Here is an 18766-nt window from a genome sequence, read left to right on the forward strand (position 1 = left end):
AGCAAGGCACACCAAGTGCATTTGAGAGATTCGCAATCAAAGGTGAGCAATCGTTGAGTCTAACATGAGTCGCCAACACTGTTCTAATTGATTCTTGCCTGAGGTGCATCCCTGGCGCATGTTAATTCAGGCGATTTGAATCGAGACTGCTACGCACAGAGGCAATTCACGCCAATCAGATTCACAGAATTTTCATAATTTCTTCACGCCATCCACGCATCGCCTTGATACGTTTTGTGCATTAGTAGTTCGCCAGCAGCATACTTGTAGCGTCTTTCATTAAAGGATTTCGATGATGCGTCGATGTGAATCAAGCCAGGGGTTTACTCTCGTCGAATTGCTGGTGGTTATTGCGATTATCGGAATACTAGTTGGCATGTTGTTGCCCGCCGTTCAAGCGGCGCGTGAGGCGGCGCGTCGGATTCAGTGCATGAATAATTTGAAGCAGTTTGGCGTGGCGCTTCACAATCATCATGACACTCACAAAGCGTTTCCCGCTGGCGCGCTAGCGTTTCTGAACAATGGAACTCCCGTTGCCAAGGGAGGTGCCGAGCCGGGACGCACTGCCGTTACCGGTGGATGGGGCTGGGGCACATATATTCTCCCGTATATGGAACAGGCTCCACTTTACGATCAACTTGGTCCCAACGGCCCAAACTTTCCTGCTTCGCCCACCTCGCTGACACGTTCGGTGCTGAGCGCGTTCCGGTGTCCGACTGAGGCATTCGGAGATTTACATACGGCTACCGCCATGGGTGGGAATGGCAGCAGCGATGGCCATGCCCGATCTTCATACGCCGCCGTATGTGGAGCTGGAAATGGTGCCAACTACAACCAAGATCAACTTCCCGAGCATCGAGGCATCTTTGGCTATAACACCCGCACACGCCTGGCCGCAGTGACGGACGGTTCCAGCAACACGTTGATGATTGTTGAGCGATTCTGGGACGGTGGCGATTCAGAGCAACGTCGTGGTGCCGTGTGGGTTGGTAAGGCACCGGGTGGTCCAAACGGGGCTGGCAACAAATACGCCACCCTGGTGCGAGTGGAAAATCATCCGAACTGGGTGGTCAACGGTCTGAACAATAACTCGACCGCCAGTATGCACGGAGGTTTAGGACGATCGACCGCTGGCGGTGGAGACGGTGGACAGGTACGTCGCGGAGGCATGGGGACGCAAAGCCTGTTGGCTGATGGCTCGGTTCGGTTCTTAGGCGAAAACATGGATGGCTCGACCTGGCAGTTACTGGGGCAAATTTCAGACGGTCAGGTGCTGGGCGCCTTTTAGTGATCTGGATTTTTCGCAGTTAACTCATTTCCTCGTAACTACAAGGACAATTCGTGAATCTTCCCTGGATGCCAACGATTCTGTTTTCGATTGTGATTACCGCTAGCATAACGCTGGCCGGCTGTAGTGATGGGCTCGGGCTGGTCAACGTGGAAGGCAGGGTGACGCTTGACGGCCAGCCACTTCCCGATGCGGAAGTGGTATTCCGTCCCAGCGATGGCCGTCCCTCGCTCGGCAAGACCGATGCCGCTGGCAAATTTCAACTCCGTTATTCTGCCGAAAAACTGGGCGCTGTGCCCGGAACCCATTCTGTATCGATCAGCACGCGGGGTGATAATACAGGTGACGAAGAGCCGTCAGCCCAGCGCAAGGAGCGTATCCCGGCCGAGTACAACTCCCGCACTACGCTCCAAGTACATGTTTCTCCCAAGCAGCGTGAGCCAATCGATTTCAACTTACTGACGAAGTCTTCAACCGCAGCACGTCGATGAAGCCCACCATCCATCGTCAAACCATCATGTCCGTGCTACCGCCACCGATCAGTGCACATACCACTGAAACCTCCCAGGCATACACTGCTTGACGATTGAGCCAATCTATAAATCGTGCTAGGGTCACGTGCAGCCAGTGAAATGCACGACCTGATTGCGTAGGCAGTTTTCAGGTGGCTAGTTGGCTTGCGTCATCAGAACGTAGATCAACGCGGAAAGCAGTAGCAGGAACAGCACGGATAAACCGATAATCCATAGTCCTTGATTGCGCTGACGCCGACCAGTGGAAGAGCGCGTTCGGATGGGCCTGCCGGTGGACCAAGTTCCAGTCGAAGCACGCGAATTGTCAACGGCAGCGGGTACGATAGAGGCAGGTGGCTGGATTGAGGCGGCTGTCGCTAATTGTTCAGGCAGTGGCCGAGGCAATGATTCACCGGCGGGTTCTGCGGGCAGCGTAGGTTTGGGGCAGGGTGCCGGAGCGGGTTGCGTCGATTCGATTTCAGCTGAATCTTGAGCCGAAGGAATTTGCAGCGAACCACCACACTGCGGGCATCGACCACGCTTGCCGGCTTGAAAGTCCTTGACGTGCAGTCCATGGCCGCAACGGTGGCATTGAAATCGAATTCCCAATTCAGCGGTCCTTATTTCTCAGACAGACTGTTCAAGCTGCTCACGGTTGACACCCGACGCAGACCGCACAACTGTTTCGGTACTCAGTCAGCGGTAGGCTTCGTGACACTGAATACAACTTTGTCCCATGCTGATTGCCAAACTGCTAGCTGCCTGTGCCTCATCCGACCGTATTGCTCGTCCCAATTTCTGGGCTGTTTGAACCAACTCACTGGCCAGCTCGACAAACTGAGGATCATCGGCGTTGGGCATGTCGGGCTGCATAGTGACGCTTGCCAACACAGCTATCAGCTCGGCATGTCGCAGTAGTTCCATTCGATATCGCTGGAATTGTTGAGCGTTTGCCGTATGTATTTGTACTTGCTGTTTGAATGCCCAGTCCACGAGCTGCATGAGCGGGGCGATTTCTAATGGTCCTTTGTGCTCTGGAAGTTCTGTTGTCATTGAATCAGCAAGCCCGGTGCCACTGAGCACATCGCCCAGATCCTGCTGACTTTGTCGAGCAGCCTCAAAAGCAGCCCGCGAACCAGATCGACACATTTCCGCTGCGCGCCGCATGCTGAGTCGTGCTGCGGCTGCAGATTTCTTCCAGCGAGTTTCACCTGGATACTCAGAAACGATATTAAACATCAGCGACAGCAGCGATAACTCGTTCCTAGCCGCTTGATAGCCACCACCTACAAACGCGGTTGGTGACTTAAGCAGTTGATCTAAGCGCAACTTCGATTCCTTAACCAGGTCTTCTATCGACTCAGTTGAGATCAGCCGCTGCCACGAAGGTGCCAACAAGGGGTTGGGCGATTGTCCATTTTCCACAGTTGGCGATTGCGGAGCCCCCGGAGAACTACTGTCCGCCATCGCCAAGTTATGTGCGTCGGTTGCCGGAGATGAACGCGGTCGAGGGCCAGTCAATCCATTTTCAGCGTCATCTGGAAATAGATGGGTGAATTGACCTGGCTGAAATATAGGCGGATTGGCCCTGGCCGGACGCCTGGACGCCTGAGCCTGTGCAACCGAGGCCACGCAGATGGCGATCACAAACAACGAGTCATGCAATACCACCGATAGACTGCTCCCATTCACTGAGCGCCGTTTGCCCTGAAATTGGCGTAACTGATGCTTCAATGATGAATTGTCGTCCATGCACCGCCTGTAATTGATAGCAATTGTGTCGAAGTTAGGTACTGTCGGCAGCCTAATTAGAATCGTACGGGCAAAAACTGGTCTAGCCCCAATCGCTCATAATTAGTTAGTGTCGCGCGGCACGCGAACAAGTCCACAGACTGATTCTGGGATGCGTTCGTCGAGCACTGGTCGCATGACCTCCGCTTACGTTGCGTTATTGGCAAGGAAGCCCGAAATGCAAACCATCAAGTCGTTTATTGTAGTCGCCCTGTTGATCGCAGTCTGTTACGGCGCATTTGTTGCCTTACACGCACCAGAAGTCAGCATCCCAGAGGAATTGCAACAGTGGGCCAATGCAACCGGTCCAGACACAATCGAAGACTTTCAGATTCCAACGATCGAATTGCCAGACAGTTTCGCGCAACAAAGTGCCCTTGCTTTATCGCATTCACCAACTAACCATGGCTTTGCCGCTGCCGAAAGCAGCGGTCTGTCATCCTCAGGCGAAGCAATTACCAACGATACTGCATTGCCTCGATTTCCTGAAGTAAACCTCCCCAAGCTTACGGCGACACCGACAGACAGTCAGCCAAAGTTCCCGGACGATTCACAGTGGGGATTGGTGGCTGATACGCCCCTGGCCGAATATACCCCGGAGAACGCTTCGGTAGGTCCAGCGTCAAACGATGCGCTTTCGGGACAGGACACGACTGCCACCAGCGGAGCGAAGTTGGCTAGTACGACTCCAGGAGTGAGTATCGGATTCGATTCCTTCCCTGCCGGTCCTAGTATCGAATTCAATGCTGATTCTACCGCTGGCCGAACCGCTGCCAGTAACTTGAGCGCTACAGGACTCGCTGTCGACGACTTAATTTCTGCGCTGGACGACTTGCCAGCGCTTGACGGATCCAATCCGTCCAATGAACTGGCTGCTTCGGCGGGCACCAGTGACCTCGCCGAATCTGAACAGCCAGGTCTGTTAGAGGCGTCTGTAGCGCGGACTGCATCCGCCACATCTATTCCAGTACAAATGGCCAGCGCAAGTCCATCTGGTTCTACCCCGATCAGCACACCTGTGGTCGACCAGTCAGCGTCTCTGGGCAGTGCTGCATCTTCTGCCAATGCCGCGACATTGACTTTTACCCAAGCCCGCAGTCAGGCTCTCGCTTTGGCGCAGCAAGGCAAGCTCAGCGACGCGTTGGAGATGATGAGCCAGTATTACGAGAGCCCTGAATTGGGTTACACAGAACACACGGATTTGGTCGATTTGTTGGATGCATTATCGCGGGAAGTCATCTACTCAGAACGCCTGCTGTTGGAACCAGCCTACACCGTGGCAGCCCGTGATACTTTGCAGAGCATTGCTGACAAACATCGAGTGTCAACCGAATTACTGGCCGCGATCAACCGACTGGGAGATTCTGCAAGCCTCGTACCGAATTCGCAAATTAAAGTGTTGGAAGGGCCATTTCGCGCTCAAGTCAGTTTGTCGCGGGGCGAACTGACGCTGTTCTTGAGAAAAATGTATGCCGGCCGTTTCCCCGTTTCGATTTCCAAGAAGAACCGACCACCGCAAGGCAATTTTGAAATTGTTGATCGGCGTCGCGACCGGACGTATTACGGTACCAGCGTCGTGATTCCGGCAACCGCTCCCACCAATCCCTATGGCGGATACTGGTTGAGCCTGGGCAATAATTTAGCCATTCACGGGTCGGCAGAACAGGTCACCAGCGATTTGGAAGACGCAGGCTGCATTAGCCTGGCTCCACTGGATGCCGCTGACGTCTATCGCATACTAGCCAAGGGCGCGACAGTCGAAATTCGCCAGTAGGCGGCCAATTCTCTCACTCTGGCAGTGATGTGAGTTATGGCTGACGTTGACCGAGAACGTTTGTTCTACACCTGTACGAGAGCGTGCAGATTTGCCTACTCTGTAAACTAAATTGCAAACAAATCAGCGTCTCGCATGACGCAACGCAGCCGAACCGTTTAACCGCTCAATTCTTGCAATGAGACTTGACCTTCCCAAACAACTGTTCGCTCGATCAGCCCGCAATCGACAAACAGTTCGCGCTGCGATCCAATCTCTCGCGAAGGTTGCGCCTACACCGTAACCGTAGTGAGCGGATTTGCGATGAACAGGATCGCAAGTCAGCGAAGGCGCCTGAGCATCGCGGAACACTTTTCGGTTTACAACAGGACCGACACTGATTTCCACGCTCCAGACGTCCACGCGGTATAATCATCTGTGCGAGCAACACTGACACTATCGATGTCTATGGGCTTCCGATTTTTCGGCAACTCGATCAGATGCTTGCAGCGGGGTGAGCTGCCACGCTGTCGGCGGGTGACTCGCCGGGTTCGTCGTGTTCGAACGTTTCGGACGGGTCAATACCGCATGTGGACAAGAACATTAAATATAGCTTCAGGAACACCGGAACTTGAAATAACACCAGAGCCGTTGAGAGCATCAAACCGAAGGCGATGCTGGTGGCCATGGGCTTGAGAAATTGCGCTTGGAACGAACCTTCCATGAGCAACGGAACCAGACCGGCAATGGTGGTCATGCTGGTTAGGAACACAGGTCGCATTCGCCTGCGGCCAGCCTCCGCTAACGCCTGATCATAAGGCATGCCTGAGCGCACGCGGGAGTTAATGAAATCCACCAACACGATCGAGTCGTTGACCACTACTCCGGTCAGCGCGACCAGCCCAAAGAAGCTGAACAACGTGACCTCAATGCCCATGATCGCATGGCCCCACACAGCACCTATGACGCCAAACGGAACGATCATCAGAATCAGCAGCGGCTGGATATAACTGCGAAATTCAACTACCAGTAACAAGAACATCAGAACCATAGCGGCTGAACATCCAATCATCAAACTACTGAGCGACTCAGTAGTATTTTTCTGCTGACCTTCCCAACTCACATAGACATCTGGAAACTTTGCCTTCATCTGATTGGGAAAAAAATCACTGCGCAATTTGGCGATAATGTCTTGAGCGTTACCCTCGCCGGTGTTCAAGTCTGCTGACACTGTGATTGAACGCAGTTGATCCAGTCGATTGATTTCTGAATAGCCGCGAGTCACCGTGATATCGGCCAGTTCAGTAATGGGAATCTCCGCTCCATCGGGCCGGCGGATAAAGATTTCATTGAATCGGGTTAAGGCGGTACGTTCATTTTCCGGATAGCGAACCATCAACTTGACCTCTTGTCGGCCGCGCTGCATGCGCATGGCTTCGGCACCATAATAGGAATTACGAATGGTTTCGGCCAAATCCATGGTGGTGATCCCCATCGCCTGTGCGCGTTGTTTAACTTTGATCTGGTATTCGATCTTGCCATCGGCAGCATCGTCGCGAATATCGTAGACTCCTTTATAGGTCGCCAGATGCTGTTTGGCCTCTTCGATGGCGGCGAATAACTGCTCACTCTTTTCCGACACTGCTAACAAGCGAAATTCAATTGGATTGCCGCCTGGACCGACTCCTTCGGCTTGGAAACTGACGCGCTCCGCTCCCTGCACCTCCCCTGCAGCCTGACGCCAAAGATTAATCAATTCGCTACTTTGAATCGATCGCAGAGTCGGATCGATCAATTCAGCGATGATCTGGCCGGCATTGCTGCCCGCATCTTGTCCATTGCCAAACGGACCTTGCTCACGTACGGTACCCACCTGACGAAAGGTGAGCTTAACCGGTCCATTGGGGCCTGAACCAGTAGACTTTTGGCCACTGACAGCGTCGTCACCATACTCAGCTCGCTCCTGTTCGTATAGTTCTTCGCTGACTCGCCAGAGTGCGTCCTCCAGTTGCTTGGTGGCCCGATCGGTAATAGCTGCAGGCGTACCGTCGCTGAAAAGAACTTGCGCGAAAATCTGCTTTGAATCGCTGCTGGGAAATGGCACAAAGGGGACAAACCCTATTTTGACCATGCCGGCTGTGCCCAAAATCAAAAACAAAGAAATGCCCAAACCCAGCAACGGATATCGCAGCAAGAATCGGAGCGTCGGCAAGTACACTCGGTCACCTACCCATTCCATCATGCCGCCGCAGACACGGCTGGCCGCGTTGGCCACGACCATCAACGGCGTCATGGCAACTCCCAGGTAATGAGCCATTAGCTGTATAGGATTCTTGGATTTGTGCGGAGCTTGGTGTGCCAAGTGGCAGGGCAGGGCAATCGATGCTTCGACCAGGGAAATTGCCAGCATGGCCAGAATCGCAACCGGCATGACAGCGATGAACTTGCCCATCACTCCAGAGACAAAGAAGAATGGCAAAAACGCGATCATCGTCGTGCTGACAGCGGCAAAGACCGACGGGATCACTTCGATGGCACCGTCAATTGACGCACGCAGAAAATCTTTACCCATCATGCGGTGCGAATGAATGTTCTCGCCCACTACGATGGCATCATCAACCACAATCCCCAGGGCCATGAGGAACGAAAACATACTCAGCATGTTCAGCGTCTGATCGGTCAAGTACAAGATGATTGACGCGCCCAGAACGCTAATTGGAATCCCCATGGCGACCCAGAAGGCCAGGCGAAACTCGAGGAACAAGGCCAGAATAATAAAGACCAGGATCAGGCCCTGCACTCCATTTTGGCGAAGCATTTTCAGTCGATCGGCTACGTCGATACTGGTGTCGCCCCAGACCACCAGGCTGTAGCCTTCCGGCAATCTTACTTGGTTGTTAACGTAGTCGTGCACCTCCTGGCAAATGCTGATTAAATCTTCCTCGGTCGTGCGCTGAACATTGATCATCAACGACGGCTTGCCATTAATTTCGTTGATTTTTGGTGAATCTTCGAATTCATCGACCACGCGGCCTAAATCGCCGACGGTCAATACTGCACCACCGGACTGGGCGATGATCGGCAAACTTTTAAGCTCTTCGCCCACCTCGCGACGATTCTTACTGCGCAGCAAAATCTCTTGACTGTCCGAGCGCAATTGTCCTGCCGGCATCTCGGCATTCTCGCGACGTAAGATTTGAGCGACTTGCCCCAGAGTTAACCCGTGTTTGCGCAGTGTGGCTTCGGATATCTCCACGTCGATCTGATAATTCTTGCCTCCGCGCAAGTCAGCTTGACTGATTGAGGGCAGGCGAAGTAAGTCTTCGCGGACCTGTTCGGCTACCTCGCGCAGCCGCAACTCGGCGTCCAGCGTATTAGTTTCCGGCCCAAGCAGGGCCACGCGAATCGCCGTATCGCGGAAGGTCATTTGCTGAACTGTGGGATCTTCGGCGAGTTCGGGAAAATTGCGAATCCGATCCACCGCCGAACGTATATCGGCCACCACCTTCTGCACGTCGCGCACGCTAGTGTACAGTTCCAGCAGTACAAAACCCGAACTTTCCTTGGCGACGCTGATGACCTGCTTCACGCCGTCCAATGACCGCACGGCTTCTTCCAAAGGCTGACAAATGCCCTTTTCCACGTCAGCCGGCGAGGCACCCGGATACGGCACCGTCACCAAAACAATCTCTAACTCGAACTCTGGAAACATCTCCCTGCGCAACCAACTAAAGCAGATCAATCCGCCTGCTAGCGTCGCGAACACGATCATGTTCACTGCGGGCGAATTCCTGACCGCCCACTGAATAATGGACCTCATGCCTGTTTGCTTTCCTGTACCTTATTGGGTTGTCGCGATCAAATCGTAGCTACGCTCGCCAGAGCGTGGAGGCTTTGTAGCTACGCTCGCCAGAGCGTGGACGGCGGTCTCCCAGCAGACCGCCGTCTTGGCGACGGCAGCTACTTTTGAGGTCAACGCAATCTGGGGACCGCCATAATTCCACGATCAATCGACAAAGTCCGGTGGTTGTGATCCGATTATTGTAGTTGCCGGACCCATCCTGCAATATGGTCTGAGGCTAATCGACATGTCGTAATCAGCCGCGTAAGCCAACAATTCAGCGGTCTATTGATAGATTCTATGCCTGACAATCGGCCATTTCCCGGTTATATCCCCTTGCTGGCATACGAACATCCAGTCATGCAAGGCGACGGTGGGGCAAATATGGGCCGGAATGACTCGCAGCACCTGCCCGACTTGCAAGGCATCGGCTTGCGTGGTGCGGATCACCAAGTGCTCTTCGCTGTGCCGCACTTCTTGTGCATCCGGCAAGTCTGCGAAATAGCAGCGGCGACCTGCCGGCGGGTCGGCTGAAATGGATTTGTACCCCAAATCTACGGTGACCAGGTCGGAATCCGGTTTGGAGATCACCCGTGTCAACAGTATGGCCGCCGGTGATACTCCGCGAACATCGGGATAGTCGCGATCATAGTTGTAATCCGACAAGACACTCGTGCCTGGTGACAATTCGATCGCGCAGGATGCTTGGCTAGCTAGTGGCGACTGTGCCCATTGCGCCAAGATGGGAAATGTCGGCGTACCACCGCACACTAATCTGTCGATCGGTAATTGTCGCCCACGAGCCTCAGCCACCAACTGCAAAACGCTGCGCATCATCTCTTCAACCGCTACGCTCCGCTGTTCTAAATCGACCTGATGGTGGTGTCCGTCGTAGATATGTAGTCCACTCAGGCGTAGTCCAGGCAACTTCTGAACCTCTGCGGCCAAGTCCAACACTGCGGGCCCCAGACCAACACCTGTGCGATGCATGCCCGGATCGACTTCAATCAATACGTCGATGTTCAGGCGACGTTTCGTCAATGCGTCGCTCAACTGACTCGCCGGCTCGATCGCATCCAGCACCGTCGAGAATCTTCGCTGGGGAAAATGGTGTACTAACTCAACGAACTTGCCCACAACCGGACCGACGGGCTGATAAGCCAATAAGATATCGTCGGCCAACTGAGCCAACATTTCCGCCTCGGCCAGCGTCGCGCACTTGTGGCGTGTTATACCCATGGCCACCGCTGTCTTGACGATCTCCGGACACTTGTGTGTTTTGACATGGGGTCGCAGTCGCTGCACATCGTCGGCGATGTGGATCATAGCCCGTAAGTTTTGCTGGATGATCTGTGGTGAGACGACTAAACACGGTGTTAACAACTGATCGACTTTTAAGTTATCGAAGTGTGCCAGTTGCATGAGAGCCTCGCCTTGCGCCTAAGTCCTGTAATTTACCAGCAGCCTGATGCGAAAGTGTAGATTGCCCCCTCAGTCATCACAACCCGCAGTGTGAGTGATTTGTAGGGTGGGGCCAGTGGTGGTGCGCTGCTTCAAAACTTTCTTTATCGTCGGTCGCTTACAACACGCTGGACCTCAAGTCCATTCTGCTCGCGCCCCGCACCGGCCCACCAACCAACGTGAGCAACCATGCGCATCCAACCATCAAAACCCACGCGGCGTGACTAATCATGCTCTGGCCAACGATAACCGACACTGCTTGCCGGGCTGAATGGTAGGCCAGCGGTCGTGGGACAGTCGTGGTGCAACGTTTGTGGATTTGAGCACAATGATGTCGTAGTGCCACGGCGACCTTGTCCCACCTTACGAGACTCTCGGCCACCATGGAGCGCCTCGATTCAAGCGACTCTGGCCAATACGACCTCTCCGATGCCCGACAGCGGCACGATCATACGTCGTTTCTGTCCCTGATCGTCCAGCTCAATGAAAAAACAGTCGCGGCTGTCGGAGGCCGGTGGCAATTGTTGGAGTTTAAGACTGTCGATGTCGGAGACGCACAAGGTTGGAGCTTGCCCGGAAGCATGCCGTAACTGATTCCAAATTTCGGCAGACCGGTCCGTGCCTTGTCCTGAGCGCTGATCCCACGCCACGCGGTAGCTACCTTCGGCCACACGCCACACCCAGCCACGATTGCCACTGACCGGGCCTTCGTATGCCAGGTAGGCCGGACGATGATTTTCTAGCCGCGTGGCCTTGAGCAATTGCGGGCGAGAGTCCCCAGAAGGCTGTGGAAAAAGCACCTGAGGGCTCCACATGCGGCTAGTTAGAATTGGCAGCAGACGCCAAGTCAACAGTTGTTGGATGTCAGATTCCAGCAGTAAATCCCAGTGTGATTTGAACTTGGGCTCGGGTGACAGTGTGGCAAGTTGCCCTACGTCGGTTAGTCGAGCAGGCGGGCGATGGCGCAAAAGTGCAAAACGACCCTGGTAAATCTTTAAGGGCAGGTCCACTGTCGGCGATTTCCTCTACAATACTGGGTTTTCCCAGTGTACCAGCGATGGTGCAGGACAATATTGTAGGCAACAACTCGGATAATGGCGACGCGCGGGGCTGAGCCCAGCGCTGGTGAGGATAAAACTGTAGCAGTTATGGACAATGCAACGATCGAGGTGCGCGGCGCCCGCGAACACAATTTGTGCGGCGTCAACGTCGTGCTACCTCGCAATCAGCTCATCGTGTTTACCGGGGTCAGCGGCAGCGGCAAGAGTTCGCTGGCTTTCGACACATTGTACGCCGAAGGCCAACGCAGGTATCTGGAGAGCCTGTCCAGTTACGCGCGACAATTCATCGGACAGCTCCCCAAACCCAACGTAGATTACATAGGCGGACTGAGCCCCGCCATCTCCATCAGCCAAAAGTCAACCAGCGGCAATCCGCGCAGCACTGTTGGCACCATCACCGAGATTTACGATTTCCTGCGAGTGCTCTACGCGCGCGTGGCCACCGGGTTCTGCCCTGAATGCCAAGTGCCGATTACCTCACAGACGCGTGATCAGATTATCGCGCGGCTGCAAGGGCTTACCGAAGCGCCCGAATACTTGATACTAGCGCCATTGATTCGCGGACAGAAAGGGGAATATCGCGATCTGTTTGAGTCGTTGCAGCGTCAAGGCTTCGCACGAGCGCGCGTCGATGGTCAAATCTACCGCTTGGCAGAGGTGCCCGCGCTACAGCGGCAACAAAAGCACGATATCGAAGTTGTGGTCACGCGTTATTCGCCCAGCGGTACGCCGCGCACCGCTGTTGCCGACGCAGTTCTACAGGCGCTAAAGCTGGGTTCCGGTACGCTGATCGTCACGCCGTGGCACGAGCCAGACAGTCAGGCGGCCAGTCCACCGACGGATACCGAGGCACCGAAGCCGACGCGGCGACGAGCTGCAAAGGCCCGCAGCCACGAACTGGTATTCAGCAGCCAATACGCTTGTCCCCAGTGCGGTTACTCGGCACTACCTCCCACGCCGCAACTGCTGTCATTCAATAGCCCGGCAGGTATGTGTGAAACCTGCGAGGGACTAGGCGAGGAATTCACGTTTGCGCCTCAGCTGATCATTCCTGACCCTACCCGATCGCTACGTCGAGGTGCCATCGAGTTGCTGGGATCATGGAATGACCTGGGACGTTGGCAGCGGCATTTATGGCTGAGCGTCGGTGAGTCGATTGAAAAGCGACATGGCTTGCAGGCCGGTGAAAGTTTGACTGCTGCTTGGCAAGACTTACCAGTTCAAGTTCGCGACGAATGGCTGTTCGGAACGGGTAATCGGCACATCACTTTTACCTGGCGCGGTGGCAATCGACCAGTGAAATACGGCGGACAGTTTGCCGGACTGGTCGCGCAGTTGATGGATCAGTATCGCAATGCCAAGAATCCTTTGACACGCAAGAAGTACGAAAAGTTCATGGATCGCATGAACTGCAACGCCTGTCACGGTTCTAGGCTGAATCAGGCTGCCAGGCAGCTCAGGCTACAAAGCGACACGCCTCCGCCCGGCTGCCAGCCATGGCTGAATCTGCCAGAATTATGCGAGCTGTCGGTCCAAGGCTGCTTGCAGTTTCTACAGGGCCTTAAACTGGGAGCGTTGGAGCGACAGATTGCGGGCGAGGCGGTGCGCGAGATCACTACGCGTTTGCAATTCTTGTTGAACGTCGGTTTAGATTACCTGTGTCTGAGTCGATCGGCTCCCACGCTCAGTGGCGGTGAGTCGCAGCGTATTCGACTGGCCAGCCAGATCGGGGCTGGGCTGGTGGGCGTGCTGTATGTCTTGGACGAACCCTCGATCGGCCTACATCCTCGCGACAATGATCGACTGATCCAGTCGCTACAGAACTTGCGCGACTTGGGCAACACGCTGATCGTCGTCGAGCACGACGAAGACACGATGCGCGCAGCGGACTTGATCGTGGATTTCGGGCCAGGTCCCGGCGTGCGCGGCGGTCAAGTGATGACTTGTGGCAGCCTGCCGGAACTGACAGCCAACCCGCATAGTTGGACCGGAAAATTCTTGTCCGGAAGCGAAACGATTCCCGTGCCAGCCACTCAGCGGGCAGGCACTGGCCAATCAGTGCGCGTGTTGGGTGCCACGCACAACAACCTCAAAAACATCGACGTCGATATTCCGCTGGGCAAGCTGGTGTGTGTGACCGGAGTCAGTGGATCGGGGAAAAGCTCTCTGATCAATGAAGTCTTGGCACCGGTGTTACGCCGGCGCTTGCACGCCGCCGAAGACTTGCCAGGCCAGCACCGGGCTGTCGAAGGTATCGAACATTTGGACAAGGTGATCGTCATCGATCAAAGCCCCATTGGCCGCACGCCGCGCAGCAATCCTGGCACCTACGTCAAAGCCTTTGACGAAATCCGCAGCCTGTTCGTCGATCTTCCCGATGCACGACGACGAGGCTACCAGCCTGGACGCTTTAGCTTCAACGTGCAAGGCGGTCGTTGCGAAGCCTGCCAGGGCAACGGATCAAACAAACTGGAGATGGATTTTCTGGCCGATCTGTGGGTTCCGTGCACCGTCTGCAATGGCCAGAGATACAATCACGAAACGCTACAGGTGAAATTCAAAGGCCACTCGATCGCCGACGTGCTGGAGATGGATGTCGCCGCAGCCGTCAAGTTGTTCGAGAACCAACCGCGCATTCTGGAAAAGCTCCAGGCGCTGCACGACGTAGGCCTGGACTACCTTAAACTTGGTCAACCTTCGCCGACGCTGTCCGGCGGCGAGGCGCAGCGCATCAAGTTGGCCAAGGAATTGTCGCGGCGGGCTACCGGACGAACGCTGTACCTGCTGGACGAGCCGACCACTGGCTTGCACTTTTACGATATACGCTTGTTGCTGAAAGTGCTGCAAGACTTGGTGGACCTGGGCAATACCGTCCTGGTCATCGAGCACAACATGGACGTGATTCGGGCCGCTGACTGGATCATCGATATTGGTCCAGATGGCGGTGAGGCCGGTGGTGAACTCATTTTCGCCGGCACGCCCGTTGAACTGCTGCAGTGCCCGCGCTCGCATACCGCAGCTGCATTGAACAAGCATTTGAGCCGACCTGCGATTGCGGTGCCGCCCCAGAAAGCCAGTCCTAAACGTCGCGTTCAAAGACCCGCTGCGGTGGGGCGCACGCCGGTGCTGACAATCGAGGGAGCAACGGAGCACAATCTCAAGGACGTCTCGCTGCAATTACCGCATCATCAGATGAACGTATTCTGCGGCCCCAGCGGTAGCGGCAAGAGTTCATTGGCTATGGATACGATTTATGCTGAAGGCCAGCGGCGTTACGTGGAAAGCCTCAGCTCGTACGCGCGTCAATTCGTCGGGCAGATGCCCAAGCCACATGCACAGCGGATTGACGGGCTGGGCCCTTCGATCGCCATCGAACAAAAGAGTGTGGCCCATAACCCGCGCAGCACTGTGGGCACGGTCACCGAAATCTACGACTACCTGCGAGTGTTGATGGCTCGACTAGGTCAACCCATGTGCCCCGCTTGCGACGTGCCGGTCAGTAGTCAAACGCCGGATGATATCACGCAACATTTGCTAGAGCTACCCGAGGGAACGCGGCTGATCTTAACAGCACCGCTACGCTGGCAGCCCAGCATGGATCCCCAGTCGATGTGGCAGAATCTGCGCAGCGGTGGGTTGTCACGCGTTCGCATCAACGGCCGTATACATTCATTGGACTCACCACCAGAACTGACGACGACCGCGCAATACACCGTGGAGGCGGTGGTTGATCGACTGATGATTTCTGCGGCCAATCGCAGCCGTATCGCCGAAAGTGTTGAACTGGCGCTGTCCATGGGATCTGGCGTGCTGGGTGCGCTGGTGCCCAGAGACGATGTTGACGAAATACACTGGCAATCGACTCGACACAGCCTGCACCTGGCCTGCCGCCAATGCGGTTACAGCATGTCACCACTGACGCCACATTCGTTTTCCTTTAATTCGCCGCTGGGCTGGTGCTCAGATTGCGAGGGCTTGGGCACGCAAACCGGGACCAGTCTGTCGGTGTTGGTTGACGCTCACAAGTCACTTGACCAGGGAGCCATCCGCGTTTGGCCGATGGGACCGCAGGCCGTGACTGAAGAGGACTTGCAGTCATCAGCCGGGCTAGGGTCAAGCATTTTACGGTCGCTGTGTGTCGCTGCTGGAATTCCTGGCGATGTGCCATTTGAAAAGCTTTCCAGCGGTCAACGACGCTTGATTCTGTATGGTGGCGGCCAGCGCTGGTTCTCGGTTCGCACTGCGAAAGGCGTGCAGCTGGAGTTTCAATGGCGCGGACTGTTTCCTGCGCTTGAGCAAGCCGCTCGGCTCAGCCCCCAGTTGCGAGCCCGCCTGACCCCGTTTATCGATGAAGTCCCATGCTCGGCCTGTGACGGTTCAAGGTTGAATATAGAGGCATCGGCCGCCAGGTTTCGCAACTTGAATATGGCCGATTTGACGCGGAATAGCTTCAAATGGTTGGATCAACAGATCGATGCCTGGAAACTAACTACGCGCGAGCAAGAGATCGCTGGTGAACTGCTGCGTGAAATACGCAATCGAGTCCAATTCTTGTTGGATGTCGGCTTGGAATATCTCAGTCTCTCGCGGCCCGCCAACACACTCAGCGGTGGTGAGTCGCAGCGGATTCGATTATCGAGTCAGCTTGGCAGCGGCCTGTGCGGCGTCGTGTATGTACTGGACGAACCGACAATTGGACTACACCCGCGTGATAACCGGCGATTGATTGGCGCCCTGCATAAGCTTCGCGATTTAGGCAATACCTTGGTTGTGGTGGAACATGATCGCGATGTGATCTCCAGCGCCGATCGCGTGTACGATTTTGGACCTGCCGCTGGACGATTTGGCGGACAATTGATTGCCAGCGGTTCGCCTGACGAGGTGTCGCAATCTTCAACCAGCGTCACCGGGCCCTACATTAGCCAACAGCAGAAGATCCCGATACCCAAGCAGCGCCGCAGCGATGACCGTGGCGCGATTTGCCTGTCGAAAGCCCGCGCGCACAATTTGCGCGATGTTGATGTAGCGTTTCCCATTGGACGCATGATCGCTGTGACCGGCCCCAGTGGCAGCGGTAAGAGCACCTTAATTCACGATGTGTTGCACGTCGCGCTGACCAAGCGACTGGCGCGTCAGATGAACGTTAAGAGTTTATATGAAAATATCGACGGCGTAGAACTGATCGATAAAGTGATTCGCGTCGATCAGAGCCCGCTGGGCGCCAACCCCAGCTCGACGCCAGCAACCTACACTGGTGTCTACGATCTGATTCGTCAGTTGTACAGTCAATTACCCCTAGCACGTGCTCAAGGCTACACGGCGCGCCAGTTTTCCTTCAACGTGCCCGGCGGACGCTGTGAGAAATGCGAAGGCCTGGGCCAGTTGCGCATCGAAATGCACTTTCTGCCAGATGTCTGGGTACAGTGCGATTCATGCCAAGGTCGGCGGTTTACCGAAGATACACTGGCTATCAAGTATCATGGCTTCAGTATTCATGACATCCTGGAAATGCAAATTGGACAGGCGTTAGAGGTTTTTGGCAACATTCCAAAAATCCGCAAAATACTGCAGACGCTGGTGGATGTCGGCTTGGATTATGTGGCCTTGGGTCAAAGCGCTCCCACGCTATCAGGCGGTGAGGCACAGCGTGTGAAGCTGGCAGCAGAACTTTCGCGACCGGATACTGGCAAAACCTTTTACTTGTTGGACGAACCGACTACGGGCCTGCATTTCAACGACATTTGCAAGCTGCTGGAGGTCATGCATCGTCTGGTCGACCTGGGCAATACAGTTATTGTCATCGAACACAACTTGGATGTTATCAAGTCAGCGGACTGGGTTCTGGACATGGGCCCAGAGGCGGGCAACGAAGGCGGGCAATTGTTGTTTGCGGGCACGCCCGAAGATTTGGTTCAATACGCTCGACGTTCGTCTGGCAAGCAGCGCAGTAAGACGCTCGTGTTGCCGCGCAGTCACACCGGTGAAGCGTTAGCGGAACTGCTTAAAGGCGGTCGGTATGTAGCACGTCAGCAGTACGATTCCAGCGCATTGAATCAGCGGCAGTCGGGCGATATTGACTTGGAACAAATTGGACGTGACACACTGCTGCCCTGGCAGGCCGACGGTCGGCGCTGGCACTGTAGCGACAGCTTGGACCGCAGTGGACAACCCATCCGTTGGCAGCGCGACATTTTGATTCGCGTGATTGAGCGACTGGAGTCCATCGATGGTTTTGCCCCAGTCAAATGGGACAATCGCAGTATCGTGGAGGTCAGTGGCCCAATCAAGAATCGCGGTTGGTTTATGCACGCCATCACTGCCGATACCTGGCTGTTGACGCTAAAGTTCCGCGTACCTCGTCGCATGTTTACCAAAGCCGAACTGGAGGCGGTAGTCAGTTTGCCCACGCTCAATCAACTGGAGGGCGTGGAAGCGTACGGGAATCAGCCGCGCGTCCGCGCGCAGGCCGCCGGCTCTTGGATGGAACTGCAGATTCGACCCCATACGCTGGACGAACTTGACCAACCACGATTTTGGCAGTGGTTGGAACAGGCCAGCCACGCGTTTTTGGGTAAGACCAGCCCGGCGGTGGAAAGCGAAATTGGTGCGGGCAAGCCGCTGAAGATGCCGTGGCAGATCCTGAAGCAGCGCTGGCACGCACTGCGCAAAGGCTTTCCGCCAGGCAAAACGATTGTCTGGCCCACCGAGACGCTCAGCGTTTTTATTCAAGCCGTGCATCAAGTTGCCAGTGGCGGACGCTGGCGCTGGGATGAACCGACAAGTGCTCGTTATCACTTGCCTGGCCAAGCCGAGCCGTGGATTGTTTTACACACCAAACGACCCGAAGGTTTGATTGCCGTGTTCAATGGTCCGAAAGGACTGGACTTGAGCCAACTAGAGAATTCGCTTCCGGTCGCCGTCCATGCAACGCCACGGGGTACTGATGGCCAGCAGATTCAAGTTGCCTTTACCGAGCTGCAACAACCGCGCCACGCCAGCGTCAAGAAGCTTATGCAAATGCATGTCGCACTCTGCCAAGCCAGCTGCTCTTAGCTCAAG

Annotated in this window: 9 protein-coding genes; 4 read left to right on the top strand and 5 right to left on the bottom strand. The window is 55.2% G+C overall.

All coding sequences use genetic code 11. From position 1 onward, the window contains the following. Window positions 1-292: 292 nt before the first annotated feature. Window positions 293-1288 carry a DUF1559 domain-containing protein gene (locus tag KF752_10890; GenBank protein MBX3422047.1) on the top strand — a complete coding sequence of 332 codons (996 nt, stop codon included), beginning with the start codon at window positions 293-295 and terminating at the stop codon, window positions 1286-1288. A gap of 53 nt (window positions 1289-1341) precedes the next feature. Further along, window positions 1342-1779, top strand: a complete 438-nt coding sequence (locus KF752_10895; protein ID MBX3422048.1) for a hypothetical protein — start codon at window positions 1342-1344, stop codon at window positions 1777-1779. Between the two features lie 177 nt (window positions 1780-1956). On the opposite strand, the gene KF752_10900 is transcribed toward KF752_10895, so the two are convergent. Beyond that, window positions 1957-2409, bottom strand: coding sequence for a hypothetical protein (locus KF752_10900; GenBank protein ID MBX3422049.1), 453 nt, complete (start codon window positions 2407-2409; stop codon window positions 1957-1959). Between the two features lie 87 nt (window positions 2410-2496). Next, window positions 2497-3471 carry a hypothetical protein gene (locus KF752_10905; GenBank protein ID MBX3422050.1) on the bottom strand — a complete coding sequence of 325 codons (975 nt, stop codon included), beginning with the start codon at window positions 3469-3471 and terminating at the stop codon, window positions 2497-2499. A 298-nt stretch (window positions 3472-3769) separates the two neighbouring features. On the opposite strand from KF752_10905, the gene KF752_10910 reads away from it, so the two are divergent. Next, window positions 3770-5365: a LysM peptidoglycan-binding domain-containing protein gene (locus KF752_10910; GenBank protein MBX3422051.1), complete on the top strand. Its 1596-nt coding sequence runs from the start codon at window positions 3770-3772 to the stop codon at window positions 5363-5365. A gap of 475 nt (window positions 5366-5840) precedes the next feature. On the opposite strand, the gene KF752_10915 is transcribed toward KF752_10910, so the two are convergent. The 3 genes from KF752_10915 to KF752_10925 all read right to left on the bottom strand — a co-directional run bounded on the left by KF752_10915 (window position 5841) and on the right by KF752_10925 (window position 11656). Beyond that, the gene (locus KF752_10915) at window positions 5841-9164 is read right to left on the bottom strand and encodes an efflux RND transporter permease subunit (protein ID MBX3422052.1); all 3324 of its coding nucleotides are present in this window, start codon (window positions 9162-9164) and stop codon (window positions 5841-5843) included. A 306-nt stretch (window positions 9165-9470) separates the two neighbouring features. Continuing rightward, window positions 9471-10607 (bottom strand): D-TA family PLP-dependent enzyme, encoded by a 1137-nt coding sequence (locus KF752_10920; protein MBX3422053.1) that lies wholly within the window; start codon window positions 10605-10607, stop codon window positions 9471-9473. 437 nt (window positions 10608-11044) lie between these two features. Beyond that, on the bottom strand, window positions 11045-11656 hold the full coding sequence (locus tag KF752_10925) for a hypothetical protein (protein MBX3422054.1): 612 nt from the start codon (window positions 11654-11656) through the stop codon (window positions 11045-11047). A gap of 138 nt (window positions 11657-11794) precedes the next feature. Here KF752_10925 and uvrA point away from each other — a divergent pair, with 138 nt between their 5' ends. Then, the gene (uvrA, locus tag KF752_10930; protein MBX3422055.1) at window positions 11795-18760 is read left to right on the top strand and encodes an excinuclease ABC subunit UvrA; all 6966 of its coding nucleotides are present in this window, start codon (window positions 11795-11797) and stop codon (window positions 18758-18760) included. Window positions 18761-18766 lie beyond the last annotated feature (6 nt).

It is taken from the genome of Pirellulaceae bacterium, from assembly GCA_019636385.1.
Classification (GTDB): domain Bacteria; phylum Planctomycetota; class Planctomycetia; order Pirellulales; family Pirellulaceae; genus Aureliella.